Origin of the sequence: Microbacterium terregens, assembly GCF_039534975.1 — a bacterium.
GTDB lineage: Bacteria > Actinomycetota > Actinomycetes > Actinomycetales > Microbacteriaceae > Microbacterium > Microbacterium terregens.
Map to the genome: position 1 here is coordinate 1511021 of NZ_BAAAWH010000001.1, position 21223 is coordinate 1532243.

Annotated in this window: 23 protein-coding genes; 18 read left to right on the forward strand and 5 right to left on the reverse strand. The window is 68.8% G+C overall.

The features are described 5' to 3' along the window. Positions 1 to 177 precede the first annotated feature (177 nt). The 3 genes from ABD655_RS06790 (at position 178) to ABD655_RS06800 (ending at position 4493) form a co-directional block, all read left to right on the forward strand. On the forward strand, positions 178 to 2469 hold the full coding sequence (locus ABD655_RS06790) for a polyribonucleotide nucleotidyltransferase (protein ID WP_344712653.1): 2292 nt from the start codon (positions 178 to 180) through the stop codon (positions 2467 to 2469). Between the two features lie 291 nt (positions 2470 to 2760). Then, positions 2761 to 3795, forward strand: coding sequence for an aldo/keto reductase (locus ABD655_RS06795; protein WP_344712655.1), 1035 nt, complete (start codon positions 2761 to 2763; stop codon positions 3793 to 3795). A gap of 95 nt (positions 3796 to 3890) precedes the next feature. Further along, positions 3891 to 4493 (forward strand): histidine phosphatase family protein, encoded by a 603-nt coding sequence (locus ABD655_RS06800; protein ID WP_344712657.1) that lies wholly within the window; start codon positions 3891 to 3893, stop codon positions 4491 to 4493. Here the strand turns inward: ABD655_RS06800 and ABD655_RS06805 are convergent. Further along, positions 4490 to 5017, reverse strand: a complete 528-nt coding sequence (locus tag ABD655_RS06805) for a GNAT family N-acetyltransferase (RefSeq protein WP_344712658.1) — start codon at positions 5015 to 5017, stop codon at positions 4490 to 4492. The two genes, ABD655_RS06800 and ABD655_RS06805, sit on opposite strands and share 4 nt — an antisense overlap. Positions 5018 to 5095: 78 nt before the next feature. Here ABD655_RS06805 and dapB point away from each other — a divergent pair, with 78 nt between their 5' ends. Both dapB and ABD655_RS06815 read left to right on the forward strand, forming a co-directional pair. Further along, complete coding sequence (gene dapB / locus ABD655_RS06810) at positions 5096 to 5908, forward strand: 4-hydroxy-tetrahydrodipicolinate reductase (protein ID WP_344712660.1); 813 nt, start codon at positions 5096 to 5098, stop codon at positions 5906 to 5908. Then, entirely contained in the window at positions 5905 to 6354 is a 450-nt protein-coding gene (locus ABD655_RS06815) for a hypothetical protein (protein ID WP_344712662.1), read from the forward strand. Before dapB ends, ABD655_RS06815 begins: the two co-directional genes overlap by 4 nt. Here ABD655_RS06815 and ABD655_RS06820 read toward each other — a convergent pair. The 4 genes from ABD655_RS06820 to ABD655_RS06835 form a co-directional block, all read right to left on the reverse strand. After that, on the reverse strand, positions 6351 to 7268 hold the full coding sequence (locus tag ABD655_RS06820; protein ID WP_344712664.1) for a TIGR01777 family oxidoreductase: 918 nt from the start codon (positions 7266 to 7268) through the stop codon (positions 6351 to 6353). The genes ABD655_RS06815 and ABD655_RS06820 overlap by 4 nt on opposite strands. Next, positions 7261 to 7686 (reverse strand): OsmC family protein, encoded by a 426-nt coding sequence (locus tag ABD655_RS06825; protein ID WP_344712665.1) that lies wholly within the window; start codon positions 7684 to 7686, stop codon positions 7261 to 7263. The genes ABD655_RS06820 and ABD655_RS06825 overlap by 8 nt, the downstream gene beginning before the upstream one ends. A 105-nt stretch (positions 7687 to 7791) precedes the next feature. Beyond that, positions 7792 to 8394 (reverse strand): DUF4395 domain-containing protein, encoded by a 603-nt coding sequence (locus ABD655_RS06830; RefSeq protein WP_344712667.1) that lies wholly within the window; start codon positions 8392 to 8394, stop codon positions 7792 to 7794. Then, on the reverse strand, positions 8387 to 8824 hold the full coding sequence (locus ABD655_RS06835; RefSeq protein WP_344712668.1) for a TlpA family protein disulfide reductase: 438 nt from the start codon (positions 8822 to 8824) through the stop codon (positions 8387 to 8389). The genes ABD655_RS06830 and ABD655_RS06835 overlap by 8 nt, the downstream gene beginning before the upstream one ends. A 125-nt stretch (positions 8825 to 8949) precedes the next feature. Here ABD655_RS06835 and ABD655_RS06840 point away from each other — a divergent pair, with 125 nt between their 5' ends. The 13 genes from ABD655_RS06840 (at position 8950) to ABD655_RS06900 (ending at position 21172) form a co-directional block, all read left to right on the forward strand. Then, positions 8950 to 9759 carry a thymidylate synthase gene (locus ABD655_RS06840; RefSeq protein WP_344712669.1) on the forward strand — a complete coding sequence of 270 codons (810 nt, stop codon included), beginning with the start codon at positions 8950 to 8952 and terminating at the stop codon, positions 9757 to 9759. After that, on the forward strand, positions 9756 to 10298 hold the full coding sequence (locus tag ABD655_RS06845; RefSeq protein ID WP_344712670.1) for a dihydrofolate reductase: 543 nt from the start codon (positions 9756 to 9758) through the stop codon (positions 10296 to 10298). Before ABD655_RS06840 ends, ABD655_RS06845 begins: the two co-directional genes overlap by 4 nt. Positions 10299 to 10308: 10 nt before the next feature. Next, complete coding sequence (locus ABD655_RS06850) at positions 10309 to 11073, forward strand: SDR family NAD(P)-dependent oxidoreductase (RefSeq protein WP_344712671.1); 765 nt, start codon at positions 10309 to 10311, stop codon at positions 11071 to 11073. 144 nt (positions 11074 to 11217) lie between these two features. Further along, complete coding sequence (gene dapA, locus ABD655_RS06855) at positions 11218 to 12195, forward strand: 4-hydroxy-tetrahydrodipicolinate synthase (RefSeq protein WP_344712672.1); 978 nt, start codon at positions 11218 to 11220, stop codon at positions 12193 to 12195. A 72-nt stretch (positions 12196 to 12267) separates the two neighbouring features. Further along, positions 12268 to 13944, forward strand: a complete 1677-nt coding sequence (locus ABD655_RS06860) for a ribonuclease J (RefSeq protein ID WP_344712673.1) — start codon at positions 12268 to 12270, stop codon at positions 13942 to 13944. A gap of 31 nt (positions 13945 to 13975) precedes the next feature. Next, entirely contained in the window at positions 13976 to 14467 is a 492-nt protein-coding gene (locus ABD655_RS06865; protein WP_344712676.1) for a GNAT family N-acetyltransferase, read from the forward strand. Positions 14468 to 14542: 75 nt separating this feature from the next. Next, positions 14543 to 17185 carry a DNA translocase FtsK gene (locus ABD655_RS06870; protein ID WP_344712678.1) on the forward strand — a complete coding sequence of 881 codons (2643 nt, stop codon included), beginning with the start codon at positions 14543 to 14545 and terminating at the stop codon, positions 17183 to 17185. Position 17186: 1 nt separating this feature from the next. Beyond that, positions 17187 to 17759 (forward strand): CDP-diacylglycerol--glycerol-3-phosphate 3-phosphatidyltransferase, encoded by a 573-nt coding sequence (gene pgsA / locus ABD655_RS06875; RefSeq protein ID WP_344715728.1) that lies wholly within the window; start codon positions 17187 to 17189, stop codon positions 17757 to 17759. Next, complete coding sequence (locus ABD655_RS06880) at positions 17756 to 18250, forward strand: CinA family protein (protein WP_344712680.1); 495 nt, start codon at positions 17756 to 17758, stop codon at positions 18248 to 18250. Before pgsA ends, ABD655_RS06880 begins: the two co-directional genes overlap by 4 nt. A gap of 158 nt (positions 18251 to 18408) precedes the next feature. Next, on the forward strand, positions 18409 to 18717 hold the full coding sequence (locus ABD655_RS06885; RefSeq protein ID WP_257502690.1) for a helix-turn-helix domain-containing protein: 309 nt from the start codon (positions 18409 to 18411) through the stop codon (positions 18715 to 18717). A 77-nt stretch (positions 18718 to 18794) separates the two neighbouring features. Then, entirely contained in the window at positions 18795 to 19019 is a 225-nt protein-coding gene (locus tag ABD655_RS06890; protein ID WP_344712684.1) for a DUF3046 domain-containing protein, read from the forward strand. Between the two features lie 444 nt (positions 19020 to 19463). Further along, entirely contained in the window at positions 19464 to 20513 is a 1050-nt protein-coding gene (recA, locus tag ABD655_RS06895) for a recombinase RecA (RefSeq protein ID WP_344712687.1), read from the forward strand. Beyond that, the gene (locus ABD655_RS06900) at positions 20513 to 21172 is read left to right on the forward strand and encodes a regulatory protein RecX (RefSeq protein WP_344712688.1); all 660 of its coding nucleotides are present in this window, start codon (positions 20513 to 20515) and stop codon (positions 21170 to 21172) included. The genes recA and ABD655_RS06900 overlap by 1 nt, the downstream gene beginning before the upstream one ends. The last annotated feature ends 51 nt before the right edge of the window (positions 21173 to 21223 follow it).

The following is a 21223-nucleotide window of genomic DNA, read 5'->3' on the forward strand; positions in this document are numbered from 1 at the left end:
GCGCGGCTTCGCCGCTGCTCGATCGCCGCAAGGTGAAGCTCGGTGGTCTTCTACTGGTGACCAGCGCAGGTACAGCGCGACGGACTGTCGCGCGCCGATAATCTGCCTGTTCCTGCTCCTCCGACATGCTCGCGCGCCATACGGGCGAGCGAGCTTAAACAAAGAAGGAGAGACCTCTTGGAAGGTCCTGAAATCACCGCTGCAGAAGCCGTTCTCGATAACGGCCGCTTCGGCACCCGCACTGTCCGTTTCGAAACCGGCCGCCTCGCCCAGCAGGCGCAGGGCGCCGTTGCTGCCTACCTCGACGAGGAGACGATGCTCCTGTCGGCCACCAGCGCCGGCAAGCACCCTCGCGAAGGCTTCGACTTCTTCCCGCTGACCGTCGACGTCGAAGAGCGCTCGTACGCCGCGGGCAAGATCCCCGGCTCGTTCTTCCGCCGCGAAGGCCGCCCCTCCACCGAGGCGATCCTCGTCTGCCGGCTCATCGACCGCCCGCTGCGCCCCTCGTTCGTCGAGGGCCTCCGCAACGAGGTGCAGATCGTCGTGACCGTCCTGTCGATCGCTCCCGGCGAGTTCTACGACGCCCTCGCGATCAACGCCGCGTCGCTCTCGACGCAGATCTCCGGCCTGCCGTTCTCGGGTCCGATCGCCGGGGTTCGCCTCGCGCTCATCCCCGGCCACGGTGAGAACGCCGACCAGTGGATCGCGTTCCCGACCGTGACCCAGCTCGAGGAGGCCGTCTTCGACCTCATCGTCGCCGGTCGTGTCGTCACCGATGCCGACGGCAACGACGATGTCGCGATCATGATGGTCGAGGCCGAAGCGACCGAGGGCAGCTGGAACCTCATCAAGGCCGGCGCGGTCAAGCCGAACGAGCAGGTCGTGGCCGAAGGCCTCGAAGCCTCGAAGCCCTTCATCAAGCAGCTCGTTGCCGCGCAGAACGTCGTGGCGAACGCCGCGGCGAAGCCGATCAAGGAGTTCCCGGTCTTCCTGCCGTACAGCCAGGAGACCTACGACTTCGTCGCCGGTCGCGCCTACGACAAGCTCGTGCCGATCTACCAGATCGCCGACAAGATCGAGCGCCAGAACGCCGACGACGCGTTGAAGGATGCCGTCAAGGCGGAGCTTCTCGCAGCCGTCGAGGCGGGCGAACTGCCCGCCGTCGCGACGCTCGAGTTCTCAGCGGCCTACAAGTCGGTCACCAAGGTGATCGTCCGCGGGCGCATCCTCGCTGAGGGTGTGCGCATGGATGGCCGCGGACTGGCCGACATCCGTCCGCTCGACGCGGAGGTGCAGGTCATCCCGCGCGTTCACGGCTCGGCCATCTTCCAGCGCGGTGAGACCCAGATCCTGGGCGTCACCACGCTGAACATGCTCAAGATGGAGCAGCAGATCGACTCGCTGTCCCCGGTGACGCACAAGCGCTACATGCACCACTACAACTTCCCGCCGTACTCGACCGGTGAGACCGGTCGTGTGGGCAGCCCCAAGCGTCGCGAGATCGGGCACGGCTTCCTCGCCGAGCGCGCGCTCGTGCCGGTGCTTCCCACCCGCGAGGAGTTCCCGTACGCGATCCGTCAGGTGTCTGAGGCTCTCAGCTCCAACGGTTCGACGTCGATGGGTTCCGTGTGCGCATCCACCCTGTCGCTGCTGAACGCCGGCGTGCCCCTCCGGGCCGCGGTCGCGGGCATCGCGATGGGACTGGTCACCGATCAGCACGAGGGACAGACGCGCTACGCCGCGCTGACCGACATCCTGGGTGCCGAGGACGCTCTCGGCGACATGGACTTCAAGGTCGCCGGCACGTCCGAGTTCGTCACCGCGATCCAGCTCGACACGAAGCTCGACGGCATCCCACTGTCGGTGCTCACCGCTGCGCTGCAGCAGGCCCACGAGGCCCGCCTGACGATCCTCGGTGTCCTCAACGCGGCGATCGACGGTCCGGACGAGATGGCACCGACGGCACCGCGTGTCATCAGCGTGCAGATCCCGGTCGACAAGATCGGCGAGCTCATCGGACCCAAGGGCAAGACGATCAACGCGATCCAGGACGAGACGGGAGCCCAGATCTCGATCGAGGAGGACGGCACCGTCTACATCGGCGCCACCGACGGCCCTGCCGCCGAAGCCGCCCGTGCGCAGGTCAATGCGATCGCGAACCCGACGAACCCGGAGATCGGCGAGCAGTTCCTCGGAACCGTCGTGAAGCTCGCGACGTTCGGTGCGTTCATCTCACTGCTGCCTGGCAAGGACGGACTGCTGCACGTCAGCGAGGTCCGCAAGCTCGCCGGTGGCAAGCGTGTCGAGAACGTCGAAGACGTCCTGAGCGTCGGTCAGAAGCTGCTGGTCAAGATCACCAAGATCGACGACCGCGGCAAGCTGTCGCTGGAGCCGGTCGTCGAAGAGGCTGCCGACCAGGAAGGCCGTGCCGCGGCCAGCGCCGGTCCGGAAGCCCCGGCAGAGGGCTGAGCCCGAGCCGCACAACACTCGAGCGGCCGTTGATCGCGGCTCATCGACTCCGAATGCCCGTTCCCCCCACCCGGGGGAGCGGGCATTCGCCTTAGACCATCTGTCCCCCGAACGGTGGACAGGGCGCGGATCATACCTTCTTCGTGACCTAAGCGTTATCTAATGTTTATCGACAGGCCAGTGTAATGACCGGCTCCTGTTCCTGGACGGCCTAACCTCGAAGAAGGCGCCGGGGGGCGCGGACTTCGCAGACACGGAGGCTCCGCTGGAGTTGACGTGAGGGGGTGGGACATGGCTGTATTCGGTGTTGGCTCCGCCGTCTCATCGGCGAGCGCGCACGCCGAGACCGGGCCCGCTGACGTGCACCCCTCCTCGCCGATCCCCGTGCAGGGACCACCGGTGGGGGACAGCATCCGGGTGCCTCTCGGCGAGACGGGTTGCCAGATCTTCCCGCTGATCCTCGGGGGCGCCGAGTTCGGCTGGAACGTCGACTTGGAATCCAGCCACGAGATCATGGACGCCTACGTCGAGCGGGGCGGCAATGCGCTGCACACGGCCGACAGCTTCGCCGGCGGTCGCAGCGAGCACATCATCGGCCAATGGCTGCACTCCCGCGGCCTGCGCGATGACATCACCCTTACGGTTCGCATCGGCGGACACCCCGACAACCCCGGTCTCGGTCCGGTCAACCTGGTTCGAGCGGTCGAGGCATCCCTCACCCGTCTGCGCACCGACCGCGTCGATGTGCTCTATCTCGACGCGACCAACGGACGTACGGAGCTGGAGGACGCCCTCGCCACCGCGGAGTGGCTCGTCGACTCCGGCAAGGCCCGTGCGATCGGCGCGGCGGGCCTGACGGCCACGCAACTCGTGGAGGCCCGGATCTTCGCATCTGCCGGCTACCCGCGCATCACGGTGCTGGATGTCCCGTTCAATGTCCTGCGCCGGCACGAGTTCGATGCGGATCTTCGTCTGGTCGCCGGCGCGCAGGGCATGGCGGTCACCCCGTCCCACCCTCTCGAGCACGGGTTCCTCGCGGGTCGGCATCGCACCAAGCTGCGCGGCGGACTGTCCGTGCGCGGCGCGCAGATCGCCGCGAACATCAACCGGCGCGGAAGCCGCACGCTGCGTGCGCTCGATGCCGTGGGCACCGAGCTGGGCGTGCCCGATGCGGCGGTGGCGGTCGCCTGGCTGCTGGCGCAGAAGCTGATCGTCGCTCCCATCGTCAACGCGTACGCCGCCAACCACGTCGAAGAGCTGGTGCAGGGCGTCGGCGTCCAGCTCAACCGCGTCCAGCTCGCCGACATCGCGCGCGCGTCAGAATAGCGCCGAACGGCACGATCACGGGCTGCCGCAACGCACCGTGACATAGGCTGGGACGGTACGCGTAGAGCACCCGACCCCCCACGAAGCGAGCTGGCGTGACGCACTACATCTACCTCGTGCGGCACGGCGAGCACCAGGATGCCGAGCACGGACTCGTCGATGGACCGCTCTCTCCGCGAGGCCGTCGTCAGGCTTCGCTGCTGGCGGATCGCCTGTCGGGCGTTCCCTTCGACGCGGTGTGGCACTCGCCTCTGGAGCGTGCGAGCCAGACCGCCCGTGCCGTCGCCGAGCGGATGCCGTCCCTCTCGCCGGAACCTTCGTCGTTGCTGTTCGACTGCGTCCCCACCGGCATGACCGACCAGACTCCCGCGGTCTTCGAGCCCTTCTTCGGCAGCGTGACGGAGGCGGAGGTGGACGCCGGCCGAGCGCAGATGGCGGATGCCGCCAGCGAGTACCTCGTTCGCAAGAGCGGCGAGGTGCACGAGCTGCTCATCACGCACAATTTCGTGATCGGATGGTTCGTCCGCGAGGTGCTGCAGGCCCCCGAGTGGCGCTGGATGACTCTGAACCAAGCGCACTGCGGGCTGACGGTGATCGCGCAGAAGCAGGGGCGCCCGTGGACGCTGGTCTCCCACAACGACCTCGCCCACCTGCCGATGGAGCTGCGCACCGGCCTGCCCGAGGATCCGTTGGTCTAAGCGAGCGTTTCTCCTCCGCCAGGCTGCGCGGCGGTTCCCGGGCGCCCGATCGCCCTGTCGCGGAGCGACTTGCCGTACCAGCGCGTCGCGTTGGGGTTGTCGTTGTACGGGTCGATCGGGACGAATCCCGTCGCCTCGTACAGACCCCCGGCGGCCTCGAGCGTGTGGTGCGTGTCCAGGACGAGCTCCGCGGCGCCGAACTCCGCGGCGCGCCGCTCGAGATCCTCCATCAGGAGCCGGCCCCACCCGCGGCCGCGGGTTTCGGGCCGCAGGTACAGGTGCTTGAGCTCGTACCGCGGACCGTGCGGCCCGTCCTCGATGCGGCGGATCCCGCCACAGCCGACGTTCGCGTCGCCCTCGCCGAGCACGAGGAACACGCCCGCGGGCGGCTCGAACGCCGCCGGATCCGGGAACACGGTGGTGTATGTGTGGCCGGGGAACGTGGCGGCCCGCATCAGGAAGTAGTCGGCGAGCAGGTCGTGCGCGGCGGGGTCGTCGACCGGAAGCGGAGTGATCGTCGGCATGTGCTCGAGCGTAGTCGCGGCCCCCGGGGATGCCCTGCGGCGCCGGCCCGGCGACGCGCCGCCGATACGATGGGGTCCATGACGACACGCGTGGCCCTGGTCGGCGGCACAGGCAAACTGGGCCTAATCATCCGGGGTGTGCTCGACGCGGAGGACGACTTCGAGGTCATCGCGACGCTGACCTCAAGGTCGCAGCTGTCCGAACTCGACGGCGCCGATCTGGTCGTGGATGCCTCGACCCCGGCCGTTTCGATCGACGTCGTGCGATCGGCCATCGAGCGCGGAATCAACATCCTCGTCGGCACATCGGGGTGGTCGGCGGAGCGCATCGCGATGATCCGCCCGCTCGTGGATGCCGCGGGCACCGGCGCGGTGTTCATTCCGAACTTCTCGCTCGGCTCCGTCCTGGGTTCGGCGCTTGCGGCAGCCGCGGCGCCCTTCTTCCCCTCGATCGAGATCGTCGAGGCCCACCGCGACACGAAGGTGGACTCACCGAGCGGCACCGCGGTGCGCACGGCAGAGCTGATCGGCGCGGCACGCGCAGAGGTCGGTCCCGTCGAATCGCCGCACGTCGACCAGCGCGCCCGGGGGCAGCAGGTGGCCAGCATCCCGATCCACTCCCTGCGTCGTCCGGGGGTCGTGGCGAGGCAGGACGTGGTCCTCTCGGGTCCGGGGGAGTCGCTCACGCTCACACACGACACCGTCGACCCGGCGCTCGCGTATGCCCCCGGCATCCGGCTTGCGCTCGGGGCGGCGCGCGACGCCCGAGGCGTCATCGTGGGCCTGGACAGCTTCCTCGACATCGGCATCCGCACCCCGCATCCGGTGCCCGAACCACCGGTCCGGGAGGTCGACGTGCCGGGGCAGGTCGCCCGCGTCACCGGCGCATGAGCGCGCGCATCGGCGTCGCCGTGATGGCAGTGCTCCTCGCGCTGTACATCGTCCTGGTCGCGCAGCGGGCCTGGCTGCTGCTGGTCAGCGGCGAGCCCATCGGGATCGCGATGGGCGCGGCCCTGGTGGTGCTTCCCGTCATCGCCGCCTGGGCGCTGGGCCGCGAGCTGTGGTTCGGCATCCGCGCCGAGCAGCTCGCGCGTCGGCTCGAGGCCGAGGGCGGTCTGCCCGATGACCAGGTGGGAGTCCGACCCAGCGGCCGCGTGCTGCGCGAGGACGGTGATCTCGTCTTCCCCGCCTATCGGGCGCAGGTCGAGGCGCATCCTGACGACTGGCGCGCGTGGTACCGGCTGGGCCTCGCCTACGACGCCGCCGGCGACCGGAGGCGCGCTCGCGCCGCGGTGCGGCGGGCGATCCAGTTGGAGACCGGCGCGCGCCGTCGCTAATCCTGCGGGGCCGCGACTGCGGCATCCACGGCCTGTTCCACCGTCTCGTGGGAGAACCGGAAGCCGGACCGCTCGAGCACGGCCGGCCGCACGGCAGCATCGCTGGTCAGCAGCGCCTCGGTCGCGTCGGCGCCGAGGACGAGGCGCAGCGCCCAGGCCGGTGCCGGCACCACGAAGGGTCGATTCATCCGGACCGCCAGGGCGAAGCCCAGGTCGTTCGCGCTGGCCGCAGCCGGTCCGGCGAAGTTCACCGGCCCGTCGATATCGGTGTCGATGAGGTGACGGATGCCGCGCACCTCGTCCTCCAGCGATATCCAGGGCCACTTCTGCGTTCCGCGCGCGATCGGTCCGCCGAGGCCGAAGCGGGTGAGCAGCATGAGCGGCTTCAGCACGCCCTGCGGATGCACGATCGGTGCCGTGCGCACGAGCGCGACCCGAGCGCGGTCGCCTGCGCCCAGCGCCGCGCTCTCCCACTCACCGCACACGTCCGCGAGGAACGTCTCTCCTCGAGGTGACCGTTCGGTCAGCACCGCGCCGGGCGCGGATCCGTAGTACCCCACGGCGGATGCCGAGACGAACGCCGGCGCGTCGGCTCCGAGTTGGCGCACGGCGCGCGCGAGGGCGCGCGTGGGTGTGATCCGCGACCAGAGCAGCGTGTTCTTGTAGCGCGGGGTCCACGGGAACCGGCCGATCGACGCTCCGTTGAGTCCGACCACCGCGTCCGCGCCGTCCAGAACCGCCGGGTCGAGCGGCGACGAGTCGGCCAGCCATTCGATCTCGTCGGCGGTCTCGGCGGGACGGCGGACCAGGGTGGTCACCCGGATGCCGTCCGCGCGGAGACTGTCGACCAGGGCCGATCCGATCAGACCGGACGCGCCGGCAACGACCACCCGCCGTAGGGCGGGTTCACGCAAGCGTCGCCTCGAGGGTGATCTCGATGCCCGCGAGGGCCTGCGAGACCGGGCAGTTGACCTTGGCGTCGGCGGCGATGCGGTCGAAGTCGTCCTGGTCGAGTCCGGGCACCACGGCGTTGACGTTCAAGTGGCTTCCGGTGATCCCGGTGCCGGGCTTGAAAGTCACCGATGCCGTCGTCTCGATGGACTCGGGCGGGGTGCCGTTCTGGGCGAGCCCGTTCGAGAACGCCATGCTGAAGCAGGAGGCGTGCGCCGCGGCGATCAGCTCTTCGGGCGTCGTCACCGAGGTCGACCCCTCGCTGCGCGCCTTCCAGTTGATGTCGAACGTGCCGATGCCCGAGGACTGGAACGCGACCGTGCCGGATCCCTCGGTCAAGCTGCCCTTCCAGACGGTAGTGGCTTCGCTCGTGACGGTCATCTGAACCTCCTGGTCGGGGTGCGCCCGCGCTCCGGACGCTTTGCCGTCAGCCTAACCGCGGGGCTGGCACGGCGCGACCGGTGACACCGGCAGTCGTCGACGGGGTCAGGCCGCGGTGGGGCGCGCGCGCCCCACGATGCCGGCGCGCTGGAGCAGCAGGTACAGCTGGCAGCCCAGGCACAGGCCGAAGACGGCGTTCAGGAACGCCGCGACGAACGCCGCCGCCGCCGCGATCGGCAGCGCCCAGGGAACCCCGGCGAGGTGCAGGACCAGGCCGATGGTCACCACGACCAGCCCGACGCCCTGCGCGAATCGGGGCGGACGGGGGTCCTCGAGCTCGGTGGGGGGCTTCAGCCGCGGCTGGACGAGCGTCCGGTACAGCACTCCCCACGGGGCCGTCCGCGGCGCCAGGAGACCCCACAGGAACAGCAGCGCAAGCAGGACGAGGAGCAGGAACGCCGGGTCGAGCGCGCGCTGCGCGAGCGTCGCCGACTGAATCGCCCAGCCGCCCCCGGGGCGGAACGTGGCATCGGCGAGAGGCTGATACGCGAACCAGCCGAACGATGCGTCACCGCTTCGCTGCGTCGACAGTCCGGTCAGCCCGAGAAGAACGTCGACGAGCAGGAGCAGCGCGGTGATGCCGGCGGCGAAGCGGGGGCCGCGTGGATCGATGCCACGTGGGGTCCCGGCATCCGCTCGATCAGACATTCGCCGGCTCAGCGGTCAGGCGATTGAGTTCCAGCTCGAGGACATCCCGGTTGGGGATGCCGCCGAACCGCGTCTGCACGGCGCCGTCCCGGTCCAGGACGAGGGTGGTCGGGGTCTGCAGGATGTGGAAGTGCTTCGCGATGTCGGGCCGGTGCGTCACATCGATGTCGAGGTGGAGGACGCCGTCGCGGGCGTCGGCGGCCGCGGCGAGCGTGCGGTGGACGCCGGGGCACCGCGAGCAGAGGTCAGTGCTGAACTGCAGCAGCGTCGCGGTCTGCCCGAGCGCGTCCGCTCCCAGACGCGCGGGCTGCACCACTTCGTGCGGAATGTCCCGGCGCGGGCGACCCTGGCGCCACTGGACGAACGCGCCGATGGCGACCGTCACGGCGAGAAGCAGCGCGAGGCCGATGAGGGCGGGAACGAGGGTCACAGCATCCCAGGCTAACTGCTTGCGCCTGAATAAGAGCCGGATGCGTCGACTATGACGTTTCGCGCCGTAACACTCATGCCGGGGAACCGGGCCATCCGCTCCAGGGGAGGGATAGCATCGATTCGATGTCTGCGACCATCCCGACCCCCTACGAAGACCTGCTGCGCGACGTGCTCGAGCATGGTGTGCTCAAGACGGACCGCACCGGGACGGGCACGCGCAGCGTGTTCGGCCGACAGCTGCGCTTCGACCTTTCGCAGGGCTTTCCGCTGGTGACCACCAAGCGGGTGCACATGAAATCGATCGTGTACGAGCTGCTGTGGTTCTTGCGCGGCGAGTCCAACGTCTCGTGGCTTCAGGAGCACGGCGTCACGATCTGGGACGAGTGGGCGGACTCCTCCGGTGAACTCGGTCCGGTGTACGGCGTGCAGTGGCGATCCTGGCCGACCGCGTCCGGCGAGACGATCGATCAGATCGCCGGGGTCATCGACGAGATCCGCCGAAACCCCGACTCCCGCCGTCTCATCGTGTCGGCCTGGAACCCTGCCGATATTCCGGACATGGCGTTGGCGCCCTGCCACGCGCTGTTCCAGTTCTACGTGGCCGACGGGCGCCTGTCCTGCCAGCTGTACCAGCGCAGCGCCGACCTGTTCCTGGGCGTTCCCTTCAACATCGCCTCGTATGCGCTGCTGACCCACATGGTCGCGCAGCAGACCGGACTCGAGGTCGGGGACTTCGTGTGGACCGGCGGCGACTGCCACATCTACGACAACCACCTCGAGCAAGTCCGGCTGCAGCTGGAGCGCGAGCCCTTTGCGCCGCCGACTCTGCGCATCACCCGCACGCCCGAGTCGATCTTCGACTACGAGTACGACGACTTCGTCGTCGAGGGGTACCAGCACCACCCCGCGATCCGCGGCGCCGTCGCGGTATGAGCGGTGCCCCGAGAATCGGCCTGATCTGGGCGCAGGCCGACGACGGCGTGATCGGGCGAAACGGCGGCATGCCCTGGCACGTGGCCGAGGACTTGGCGCACTTCAAGCAGATCACGTTCGGGTCGCCAGTGGTGATGGGCCGGGGAACCTGGGACTCGCTCTCGCCGCGGTATCGCCCGCTGCCGGGCCGCCGCAACGTCGTCATCACCGGCCAGGCGGACTGGTCCGCCGAGGGTGCGGACCGCGCGGATTCCGTGGATGCGGCGCTGCAGCTGGCGGCGTCGGATCGACCCGAGTGGATCTGGATCATCGGGGGAGGCACGGTCTTCGCGCAGACGCTCGGCAAGGCCGACCGTCTCGAGGTCACGGAATTGACCCACCCGGGGGGCTTCGCCACCGCGCCCGCCGATGTGCGTGCGCCGGACATCGATCCGCAGCGCTTCCGGCTTGGCGCCGTAGACCCGGCGCGGGGGGAGCACGTCTCGGCCGGTGGCATCCACTACCGGTTCCTCCGGTACGAGCGAACCGCATCCGCCTAAGCTTCTGCGCATGTCCAGAACTGCACTCATCACGGGAGCGAGCTCCGGTCTGGGCGCCGAGTTCGCCCGTCAGCTCGCTGCCCGCGGAACCGACCTGGTGCTTGTCGCCCGCGACAAGGACGCGCTGCACGATCTCGCTGCGACGCTGGGCGCGCAGTTCGGCGTGACCGCGGAGGTGCTTCCGGCGGACCTGGTGGTCGAGGATCAGATCGACAGGGTGCGCCGACGGCTGACCGATCCGGAACGACCCATCGACATGCTGGTGAACAACGCCGGCTTCGGGCTGCCACTGAGCTTCGCCCGCAACGACATCGAGGACGAGGTCCGCCACCTCGACCTGCTCGTCGAGGTTCCGATGCGCCTCACCCACGCAGCTCTCGGTCCGATGCTCGAACGCCGGAGCGGACGCATCGTCAACGTCGCCTCGGTGGCCGGCTTCCTGCCCCGATCGACCTACGGCGCCTCGAAGGGCTGGCTCATCAGCTTCAGCCGCTGGGCTCACGCCCGCTACGCGGGCCGTGGCGTGACGGTGACGGCGGTCTGCCCCGGGTTCACGCACACCGGCTTCCACGAGCGGATGGGCTTGCCGCCGGGCGAGGAGGGCGTGCCGGACTGGATGTGGCTGGACGCCCGCGTCGTCGTATCAGAGGCTCTGCGCGACGTCGCGCGGGGGAGGGCGGTCTCGGTGCCGTCGCTGCGCTACAAGGCGCTCGTCGCGCTCACCCGCGTCCTGCCCGCCCGTGTGCTTGCGACCGCCGGCGAACGCGGCCGCTGATCCGCACTGCCGCAATCGAGTGCGAAACCGAACGCGCGGCAGCCTCGATCGCCGACTCTGACACCAGCCGCGGAGCGGCTGCTGCCGGGCGCCGCCGAGGCCCCGGCGGATGACCGGCCCGCACCGAGCCGATAGCCTGATCTCATGACGCACACCGCCAATCCCTTCGGTCAGGTGCTCGTTGCGCTCGTCACTCCCATGGCGGCCGACGGCGAAGTCGATTGGCCCGCCGTCGAGAAGCACATGGACGACGTGATCACCGCGGGAGCCGACGGCATCGTCGTGACCGGCACGACCGGTGAGACGAGCACGCTGACGGATGCCGAGAAGATCCGCCTCGTCGAGGTCGGCAAGGACGTCGCCTCGGGTCGCGCCAAGATCATCACCGGCGGAGGGTCGAACGAGACCGCGCACGCGATCGAGCTCTACAAAGCCAGCGAGAAGGTGGGCGCGGACGGCATCATGATCGTCACGCCGTATTACAACAAGCCGACGCAGGCGGGCGTCCTGACGCACTTCCGCCTCGTCGCCGATGCCACCGACCTGCCGGTCATCCTGTATGACATCCCCGGTCGGACCGGGGTGCCGATCCGTTACGAGACGATCCTCCGGATCGCGAAGCACCCGAACGTGCTGGCCATCAAGGACGCCAAGGGCGACTTCAGCGAGGTCAGCCGCGTGCTCAACCAGACCGACCTGATGTACTTCTCCGGCGATGACGCCAACGTGCTGCCGCATCTGTCGATCGGTGCCACCGGACTGATCGGGGTCACCGCCAACATCGCCGCGCAGCCCTACCGGGCGATCGTGGATGCCGTCAACCGTGGTGACCTCGCGGCGGCGACCGCCGCGCATCAGCAGCTCGAACCGCTCGTGCGCGCCGTGATGACACACGTACCCGGCACCGTGTCGGCGAAGTACATCCTCCACGGCCTCGGCCGGATCAGCAGCCCTCGTGTCCGCCTGCCCCTGGTCGGTCCCGAGGAGTGGGAGGCCGCCAAGATCGAGGACGAGCTCGCGCTGGTCCGCGACGTGCCCGGCGCCGATTTCTCCAACTTCCGTCCCGACCGCAACGCCGCCGCGGGCGGCGCACTGCCGAAGGTCCCAGGAACAACAAGATGATGCGGCACGCGACCCGCTGAGCGGGGCGTGCACGCGAGCGCGGATGCTTCGGCATCCCCAGGAAGGTGACTGATGCCCAGCACCGTGTACGACCCACCCGCCCTCGAGGCCGGAACATTGCGCGTGACCCCCCTCGGAGGGCTGGGGGAGATCGGCCGCAACATGACCGTCTTCGAATACGGTGGGAAACTTCTCATCGTCGACTGCGGCGTGCTGTTCCCCGAGGAGCACCAGCCCGGCGTCGACCTGATCCTGCCCGACTTCGAGCCGATCAAGAGCCGCCTCGACGATGTGGTCGGAGTCGTGCTCACGCACGGCCACGAGGACCACATCGGGGCGGTGCCGTACCTGCTGAAACTGAAGCAGGACATCCCCCTCATCGGCTCGGGCCTCACGCTCGCGCTGATCGAGGCGAAGCTCAAGGAACACCGCATCAAGCCGTACACCCTGACGGTGACCGAGGGTCAGCATGAGCGGATCGGACCGTTCGATCTGGAGTTCGTCGCGGTCAACCACTCGATCCCGGACGCGCTCGCGGTGGCCATCCGCACCCCCGCCGGCATGGTGCTGGCCACGGGCGACTTCAAGATGGACCAGCTGCCGCTCGACGGACGCCTCACTGACCTGCGCGCTTTCGCGCGACTGGGTGAGGAAGGCGTCGACCTGTTCCTGGTGGACTCGACCAACGCCGACGTCCCCGGCTTCACCCCGCTGGAGCGCAGCATCGGTCCCGTGCTGGACCAGGTCATCGCCAAGGCGCCCCGTCGGGTGATCGTCGCGAGCTTCTCCAGTCATGTCCACCGCGTTCAGCAGGTTCTGGACGCCGCAGCGGCCAACGGCCGCCGGGTGGCGCTGCTCGGACGCAGCATGGTCCGCAACATGGGCATCGCCGAGGACCTCGGATACCTGCACGTGCCTCAGGGCGTGTTCATCGACTACAAGAAGGCGCGTGACCTTCCCGACGACCAGATCGTCTACATGTCGACGGGCTCCCAGGGAGAGCCGATGGCGGTGCTCAGCCGCATGGCGAACAACGACCACGAGATCGAGCCCGGTCCCGGGGACACCGTGATCCTCGCTTCCAGCCTCATCCCCGGCAATGAGAACGCGGTGTACCGCGTCATCGACGGGCTCACCAAGCTCGGAGCGAACGTCGTGCACAAGGGCAACGCCAAGGTGCACGTCTCCGGACACGCCGCGGCCGGCGAGCTGCTCTACTGCTACAACATCATCAAGCCGAAGAACGTCCTGCCCGTGCACGGCGAATACCGGCACCTCATGGCGAATGCGCGACTCGCGCAGGACACCGGGATCCCGGCCGAACGGACCATCATCGGCGAGAACGGCACCGTGATCGACCTGAAGGACGGCGACGCGCGCGTCGTGGGCCAGCTCGACCTCGGCTTCGTCTACGTGGACGGCTCGACGGTGGGCGAGATCACCGAGGCGGACCTGAAGGATCGTCGCATCCTGGGCGAAGAGGGCTTCATCTCGGTCATCGTCGTGGTGGATGCCGCGACCGGCCGGATCATCACCGGTCCGGAGATCCACGCGCGCGGCTTCGCGGAGGACGACACGGTCTTCGACAGCGTCAAGCCCAAGATCGCCGCGGCGCTCGCCGAGGCCGCCCAGTCCGGGGTTCGCGACTCGCGCGCTCTCTCCCAGGTCGTGCGACGCGTCATCGGCCGCTGGGTCAACCAGCAGCTGCGTCGCCGGCCCATGATCATCCCGCTGGTGATCGAGGCCTGAGCAACGCTCGGGATGCCGGTACTATCGCGCGATGGCATCCTTCAGCGTCCGCCCGGCCGTCCAAGCCGACGGCGGCTTCCTCGGCGACATGGTCGTGGAAGCCGCCAACTGGCGGCCGGGTGCGGCGCTTCCGAAGCATCAGGTGATCACCTCTCCGGAGCACAGCCGTTACGTGTCCGGGTGGCAGCGTCCCACTGATGTCGGGTTTCTCGCGCTCGATGGGGCCGGCGCGCCCATCGGCGCGGCGTGGTACCGACTGCTGCCGCGCAGCGATCCGGGGTTCGGCTACGTCGGGACGGGCGTTCCGGAGCTCATCATCGGCGTGCGACCGATCTGGCGCGCGCACGGCGTGGGCAGAGCGCTCCTGCAGTCCCTCACCGAGCGGGCTCGCGCGGATGGCTACGCCCGCCTGAGCCTGAGCGTGGAACGGGGCAATTTCGCTGTGACGCTGTACCGCAGCGAAGGGTTCGCGGTGACGCAGAGCGGCTTCGGGCGCGACACGATGGTCAAGATCCTGCGCTGATCCGCGACCGGGGCCGAGTGGGTACGGTCGCGTCGTTGCGGGCTTTTTCGGCTCTGTCGACGTAGCGTGGAGGTCATGGCCAGGAGCTCAAGCCCGACCAAGAATGGTCGTGCGCCCGCGAACGCGTCTTCGTCGCGCGCCCGCAAGCCCGCGCCCGCTCCCAAACGATACGTCGGCGAGGACGAGAAACCGCCTCTGCTCGTGCGCGCCTGGATGGGCCTCGCCCACGCCACCGGCGGCCTGTTCCGGGCCTTCGGGCCCGAGACGCTGGAGAAGGACCAACGGCGGGACGGCCTGCCATTCCTGATCGTGCTGCTGGCGATCGCCGGCGCCGTCAACGAGTGGTTCTTCATCGGCAGCGAAATCGCGCGCAACGTCAGTGCCTATACGACCGGTGGCCTCGTCGGCCGCGTGGCGTTCGTCTTGCCGGTGCTGCTGCTCCTGCTCGCGGGCTGGCTGTTCCGGCATCCGGCATCGGTGCACGACAACGGCCGCATCGGCATCGGATTCACGCTGTTCGTGGTCACGGTCGCCGGGTTCTGCCACGTGGGCGGAGGCCGCCCGCAGCCCCGGGAGGGCCTGCCCGCTTTGAGCGACGCCGGAGGAGTCTTCGGATGGATGGTGGGGGAGCCGCTCGCGCTGCTGATCACCGACATCGGTGCGTGCGCCGTGCTCGGGGTCCTGACGGCGCTCAGCATCCTGATCCTCACGAAGACGCCGCCGAACCGCATCGGTCGGCGGTTGGGCGATCTGTACGCGTGGATGTTCGATGCGGAGCGTCCGCAGCCGGCGCCCGCGGACGCCGAAGCCGACTCCGCGGACGAGGATTCTTCGCTGCCCTGGTGGCGCCGCAACAAGACCGGTCGCGAGAAGGACGTCGACAGCGGGATCGGGTCGCAGGACCTGACCGAGTTGCTGACTCCCGGAGCGAGTCAGGGCGGGTTCGAGCAGGCCGCGGTGACCATACCCCCGCCGCCCGTTCCGTCCGAGGCGCTCACCGAGGTCATCGAGCCCATCCCGGTCTCCACCGGCTCGCGCGGGGCGCGCAAGGCCGACACCGCCCTTCGCGACGACGAGAGCGCCGGGCCCCCGGATGACGGCGTACTGCCCGGACTGTCCGGACTCGGTGGCGACAGCCCGCGCCAGGCGCCGTCGGCCACGTACCGGTTGCCGTCGGTCGAGGCGCTGGCGGCGGGCACACCGCACAAGACGCGTTCGGCGGCCAATGACTCCGTCGTGGCCGCGATCACGAGCGTCCTGCAGCAGTTCCAGGTCGATGCCCGGGTGACGGGGTTCTCCCGCGGACCCACGGTGACCCAATACGAGATCGAGGTCGGGCATGGCGTGAAGGTCGAGCGCATCACCGCGCTGACCAACAACATCGCCTACGCCGTGGCATCCAACGAAGTGCGCATCCTGGCTCCGATCCCCGGCAAGAGCGCCATCGGCGTGGAGATCCCCAACGCGGATCGCGAGATCGTGACGCTCGGCGACGTGCTCCGCTCGGCGGCCGCACAGAAGGCCACCCATCCGATGACGATCGGCGTCGGCAAGGACGTCGGTGGCGGCTACGTCGTCGCGAACCTCGCGAAGATGCCCCACCTGCTCGTGGCCGGCTCCACCGGCTCAGGCAAGTCCAGCTTCGTCAACTCGATGATCACGAGCCTTCTCATGCAGGCCAAGCCGTCGGACGTCCGCATGGTGCTGATCGACCCGAAGCGTGTGGAACTGACCTCGTACGCCGGCGTGCCGCACCTGATCACGCCCATCATCACGAACCCGAAGAAGGCGGCCGAGGCGCTGCAGTGGGTCGTGAAGGAGATGGACATGCGGTACGACGACCTCGCGTCGTTCGGCTACCGCCACATCGACGACTTCAACCGCGCGGTGGTCGCGGGCGAGGTGGTGCTGCCCCCCGGCAGCGAGCGGGTCCTCAAGCCCTACCCGTACCTGCTCGTCGTCGTCGATGAGCTGGCCGACCTGATGATGGTGGCCCCGCGGGATGTCGAGGACTCCATCGTCCGCATCACCCAGCTCGCCCGCGCGTCCGGCATCCACCTCGTGCTGGCCACGCAGCGTCCGTCGGTCGATGTCGTGACCGGGCTGATCAAGGCGAACGTGCCGTCGCGCCTGGCTTTCGCAGTGACGAGCGTCACCGACTCCCGCGTCATCCTCGACCAGCCCGGGGCCGACCGGCTGATCGGGCAGGGGGACGCGCTCTTCCTGCCGATGGGAACGTCCAAGGCCATCCGCGTGCAGGGCGCGTGGGTGAGCGAGGCCGAGATCGAGCGGGTCGTCAAGCACGTCACCGCTCAGGCGCGGCCGGAGTATCGCGAGGTCGCCGTCGCGACGGAGAAGAAGGAGATCGACGCCGACATCGGCGACGACCTCGAGCTGCTGCTGGCCGCCACCGAGCTCATCGTATCGACACAGTTCGGCTCCACTTCGATGCTCCAGCGCAAGCTTCGCGTGGGATTCGCGAAGGCGGGCCGTCTCATGGACCTGCTCGAATCCCGCGAGATCGTCGGCCCGTCCGAAGGCTCCAAGGCCCGTGACGTCCTGGTCTCCGTGGAACAGCTCCCCGAGGTGCTCGGACGACTCCGCGGCGACGACGCTCCGTCGCGCACCGCCGACCCGGTGGACGCCCAGTTCGAGGGACTCCTCGAGGTCGAAGCCGAGGGCGACGACGATGCCTGGGGCCTGACGGGGCGTGACTGACATGGCGGTGCCGCGCCAGCTGCCCAACGCGATCACGATCGTGCGCATCCTGTGCGCGCCGGTCTTCCTCTGGCTGCTGCTGGCCGACGGCGGAGCCGACGGAGCGCTGCGATGGTGGGCGGCGGTGCTGTTCATCGTGGCGATCGCCACCGACGGCATCGACGGGTACATCGCCCGTCGGTACGAGATCGTCACCGATCTCGGCAAACTTCTCGATCCGATCGCCGACAAGGTGCTCACCGGATTCGCCTTCATCGGGCTCTCCATCCTCGGGGAGCTGCCTTGGTGGATCACGATCGTCGTGCTCATCCGCGAGGTCGGGATCACCGTGCACCGGCTGGTCGTCGCCGGCGACCACGTCGTCGCCGCCGCATGGATGGGCAAGCTCAAGACGGTCGCTCAGGCGGTGGCGCTGTCGCTCGCCCTCGTGCCGCTGTGGACACTGGTCGGCGACTGGATCTTCTGGGTCAACGGGGTGACGATGACGATCGCCGTGGTGCTCACGGTCGCCAGCGGCATCGACTACGTCCTCACCGAACTGCGCGCGGCGCGTCGGGGTCGGAGCGTCGCGTGACGGATGCCGCGTCCTCCGCGGCACGCGAGCTCATCGAGCGCCTCGTCGCGCGCGGTTGGAGTCTCGCCGTCGCCGAGTCGCTGACCGGGGGATCGGTGACGGCATCCCTCGTCTCCGTCCCCGGAGCCTCGGCCTGCCTGCGCGGCGGACTGGTGGCCTATGCCACCGACCTCAAACACAGCCTGCTGCGCGTGGACCCGGACCTGCTCGCCACAGAGGGTCCGGTGCACCCGGACGTAGCGCGGCAGATGGCCCTCGGGGTGCGCGAACTCGCCGGCCACGGCGGGGTCGCCGCGGACGTGGGCATCGCCACGACGGGCGTCGCCGGCCCGGCAACGCAGGGCGGCCGGCCGGTGGGCACCGTCTACATCGCGGTCGCCACCCCGCTCACCGTGCGCGTCGAGGCTTTCGCCTTCGGCGGGACGCGGGAGCAGATCCGATCCGAGGCAGCCCGCACGGCCCTGGCGATCGCCGTCGATGAGGTGGCGTGAGCGCAACTGCCCGCGAGGGAATACCTCGTGTTTCGGGTCGGTTACATTCCGCGATTCCCACCCATTCCACAGCCCGCGGGATTAGATTGGCGTCAACCGGTGTTGTACCGTTATCCACCCGGAAACAGAGTCGAGCAGAAGTGAGGAGGGGGGACCAGATGATACTTGTACGTCAAGAGATCGGCGAAGTCCTTCGTGACTTCCGGCAGCAGAAAGGCCGCACCCTCCGTCAGGTCGCCAGTCGTGCGAGCGTGGCTCTGGGCTATCTGAGTGAAGTCGAGCGCGGTCAGAAAGAAGCGTCGAGCGAGATTCTTGCGTCGGTCGCCGAAGCGCTCGACGTTCCCATCTCGACGATCATGCGTGAAGTCGGAGACCGGATCTCCGTCATCGAAGGCATCCATTCCTTCCCCGATGTCGTGCCCGACGATCTCGTCGCCTCCGTCGACGCCGAACTCTCGCTTCGCTGAGTGCCGCGTGCCGGTGCACAACCGCCCGTCGAGGGCGCTCAGAACCGCGCGTGAACGCCTGAACCAGCGGGAGAACCATGCGACGCAGTGAGTTCGAGCGTGCCGTCCGAGATGAATTCGGTCCGAATGGCAGTGCCCTGATCGCGGACCTCGTGCTGACCGGAGTCGGAAACCGCACGGCTGCACAGGCTCTGGATGCCGGCATCCCCGCTCGCGAGGTATGGCTCGCTCTGTGCGCGGAGACCGACGTTCCGCCCGAGCGGCGCTACGGCGTCGGGCGGGTCGAGGCGAAGGGACGCTGACGAGCGGCGCCGGTCCGTCTCGGCGCTGCCTCCGATCCCGCGGCGTGTCGTCGTGTCTCGATACGCGCGCTGCGCGCGCTACTCGACCTCCGATCCCGCGGCGTGTCGTCGTGTCTCGATACGCGCGCTGCGCGCGCTACTCGACAACCGATCCCGCGGCGTGTCGTCGTGTCTCGATACGCGCGCTGCGCGCGCTACTCGACAACCGATCCCGCGGCGTGTCGTCGAAGATCTGTTCGATAGCCGACCTAGGCTTCTGCACAGAAGGTGTCGGAAGCGTGGTTGTCCACACGTCAGGGAGAGGCGAAGACGCGATGTCGGAGCCCGCCCCTAGCGTGAACCACGTCAGATGACACCACACGCCTTGTCGCAGCATCCTCTCCGACCCTCGGGGTGGAGCGCGACAGCCTACAGGCGACGGAACGCGAGCATAAGGAGCACGCCATGCCCTCACCCGAAAACCGCGAGAAGGCCCTTGAATCGGCCCTCGCCCAGATCGACCGGCAGTTCGGGAAGGGCTCGGTCATGCGACTGGGCAGCGACGACCGAGCGCCCGTCGAAGTGATCCCGACCGGATCCATCGCGCTGGATGTCGCGCTCGGCATCGGCGGTCTGCCGCGGGGTCGCATCGTCGAGATCTACGGACCGGAGTCGTCGGGAAAGACGACACTGACGCTCCACGCGATCGCCAATGCGCAGAAGCTGGGCGGCATCGCCGCGTTCATCGACGCCGAGCACGCGCTCGACCCCGATTACGCGGCCAAGCTCGGCGTCGACATCGACCAGCTCCTGGTCTCGCAGCCCGACACAGGGGAGCAGGCGCTCGAGATCGCCGACATGCTGATCCGCTCCGGCTCCATCGACCTGATCGTCATCGACTCCGTCGCCGCACTCGTGCCGAAGGCAGAGATCGAGGGCGAGATGGGCGATTCGCACGTCGGCCTGCAGGCACGCCTGATGTCTCAGGCGCTCCGCAAGCTCACCGGTGGGCTGAACACCACCAACACCACCATGATCTTCATCAACCAGCTGCGCGAGAAGATCGGGGTCTTCTTCGGCAGCCCCGAAACGACCGCCGGAGGCAAGGCACTGAAGTTCTACGCCTCGGTGCGCCTGGACATCCGCCGCATCGAGACCATGAAGGACGGCACCGATGCCATCGGCAACCGCACGCGGGTGAAGGTCGTCAAGAACAAGATGGCCCCGCCGTTCAAGCAGGCCGAGTTCGACATCCTCTACGGCACGGGCATCTCTCGCGAGGGCAGCCTGATCGATTTCGGCGTCGAGCACGAGATCGTCAAGAAGTCCGGCTCGTGGTACACCTACGACGGCGAGCAGCTCGGCCAGGGCAAGGAGAACGCGCGCAACTTCCTCCTCAAGAACGCGGATGTCGCGAATGAGATCGAGTCGAAGATCAAGGTGAAGCTCGGCATCGGCCAGCCGAAGGTCGTCGAGGCCACCAGCGACGAGCTGGCTGCGCGGCGTCCGGCCTGATGATCTCCCACGAAGGTGACGGGGGCGAGCGACTCGCCCCCGTCACCTACCTGCCCGGGGCCGAGCCGGCCGACAAGCAACCAGTGCGCTGGACGATCCCCCTCGAGCCCACTGCGGGCGAGGACGTCGGCGCCGAACTCTCGGTCGACGATGAAGATGACGAACAGGTGGGTTCCTCCGCTGAGGACGCCGACGCGCTCCTGACGCGTCGGCTTCGCCGCAGCGCACTCTCCGAGCGAGAGGCACGCACCTTCCTCGCGCAGCGCGGTGTCGCACCCGCCATCGTCGAGGCCACGGTCGAGCGCTTCATCAGTCGCGGCTGGATCGACGACGCCGTCCTGGCGGAGCAGCTGCTGTACGCGGGTACGAGTCGCAAGGGTCAGGGACGCCGCGCGATCGCGCAAACGCTCAGCACGCGCGGAATCGCCAGAGACGTGGCGGACGCGGCGCTCGCTGCGCTTCCCGACGATGACGATGAGCGGGCGCTGGAGTACGCACGCAGCAAGGCCAACGGGCTGCGCAGCTACGACATGGACACCGCCATGCGGCGCCTGATGGGTCAGCTCGCGCGACGCGGATACTCAGGATCGGCGGCATCCACCGCAGCGCGTACGGCCCTCACCGAGCAACGCGGCGGGGGCGGCGTTCAGTTCCGCTGACCGCCCGCCATGGGCGGACGCTCACGTTACGGTGGACAGGAGCGCGACGGG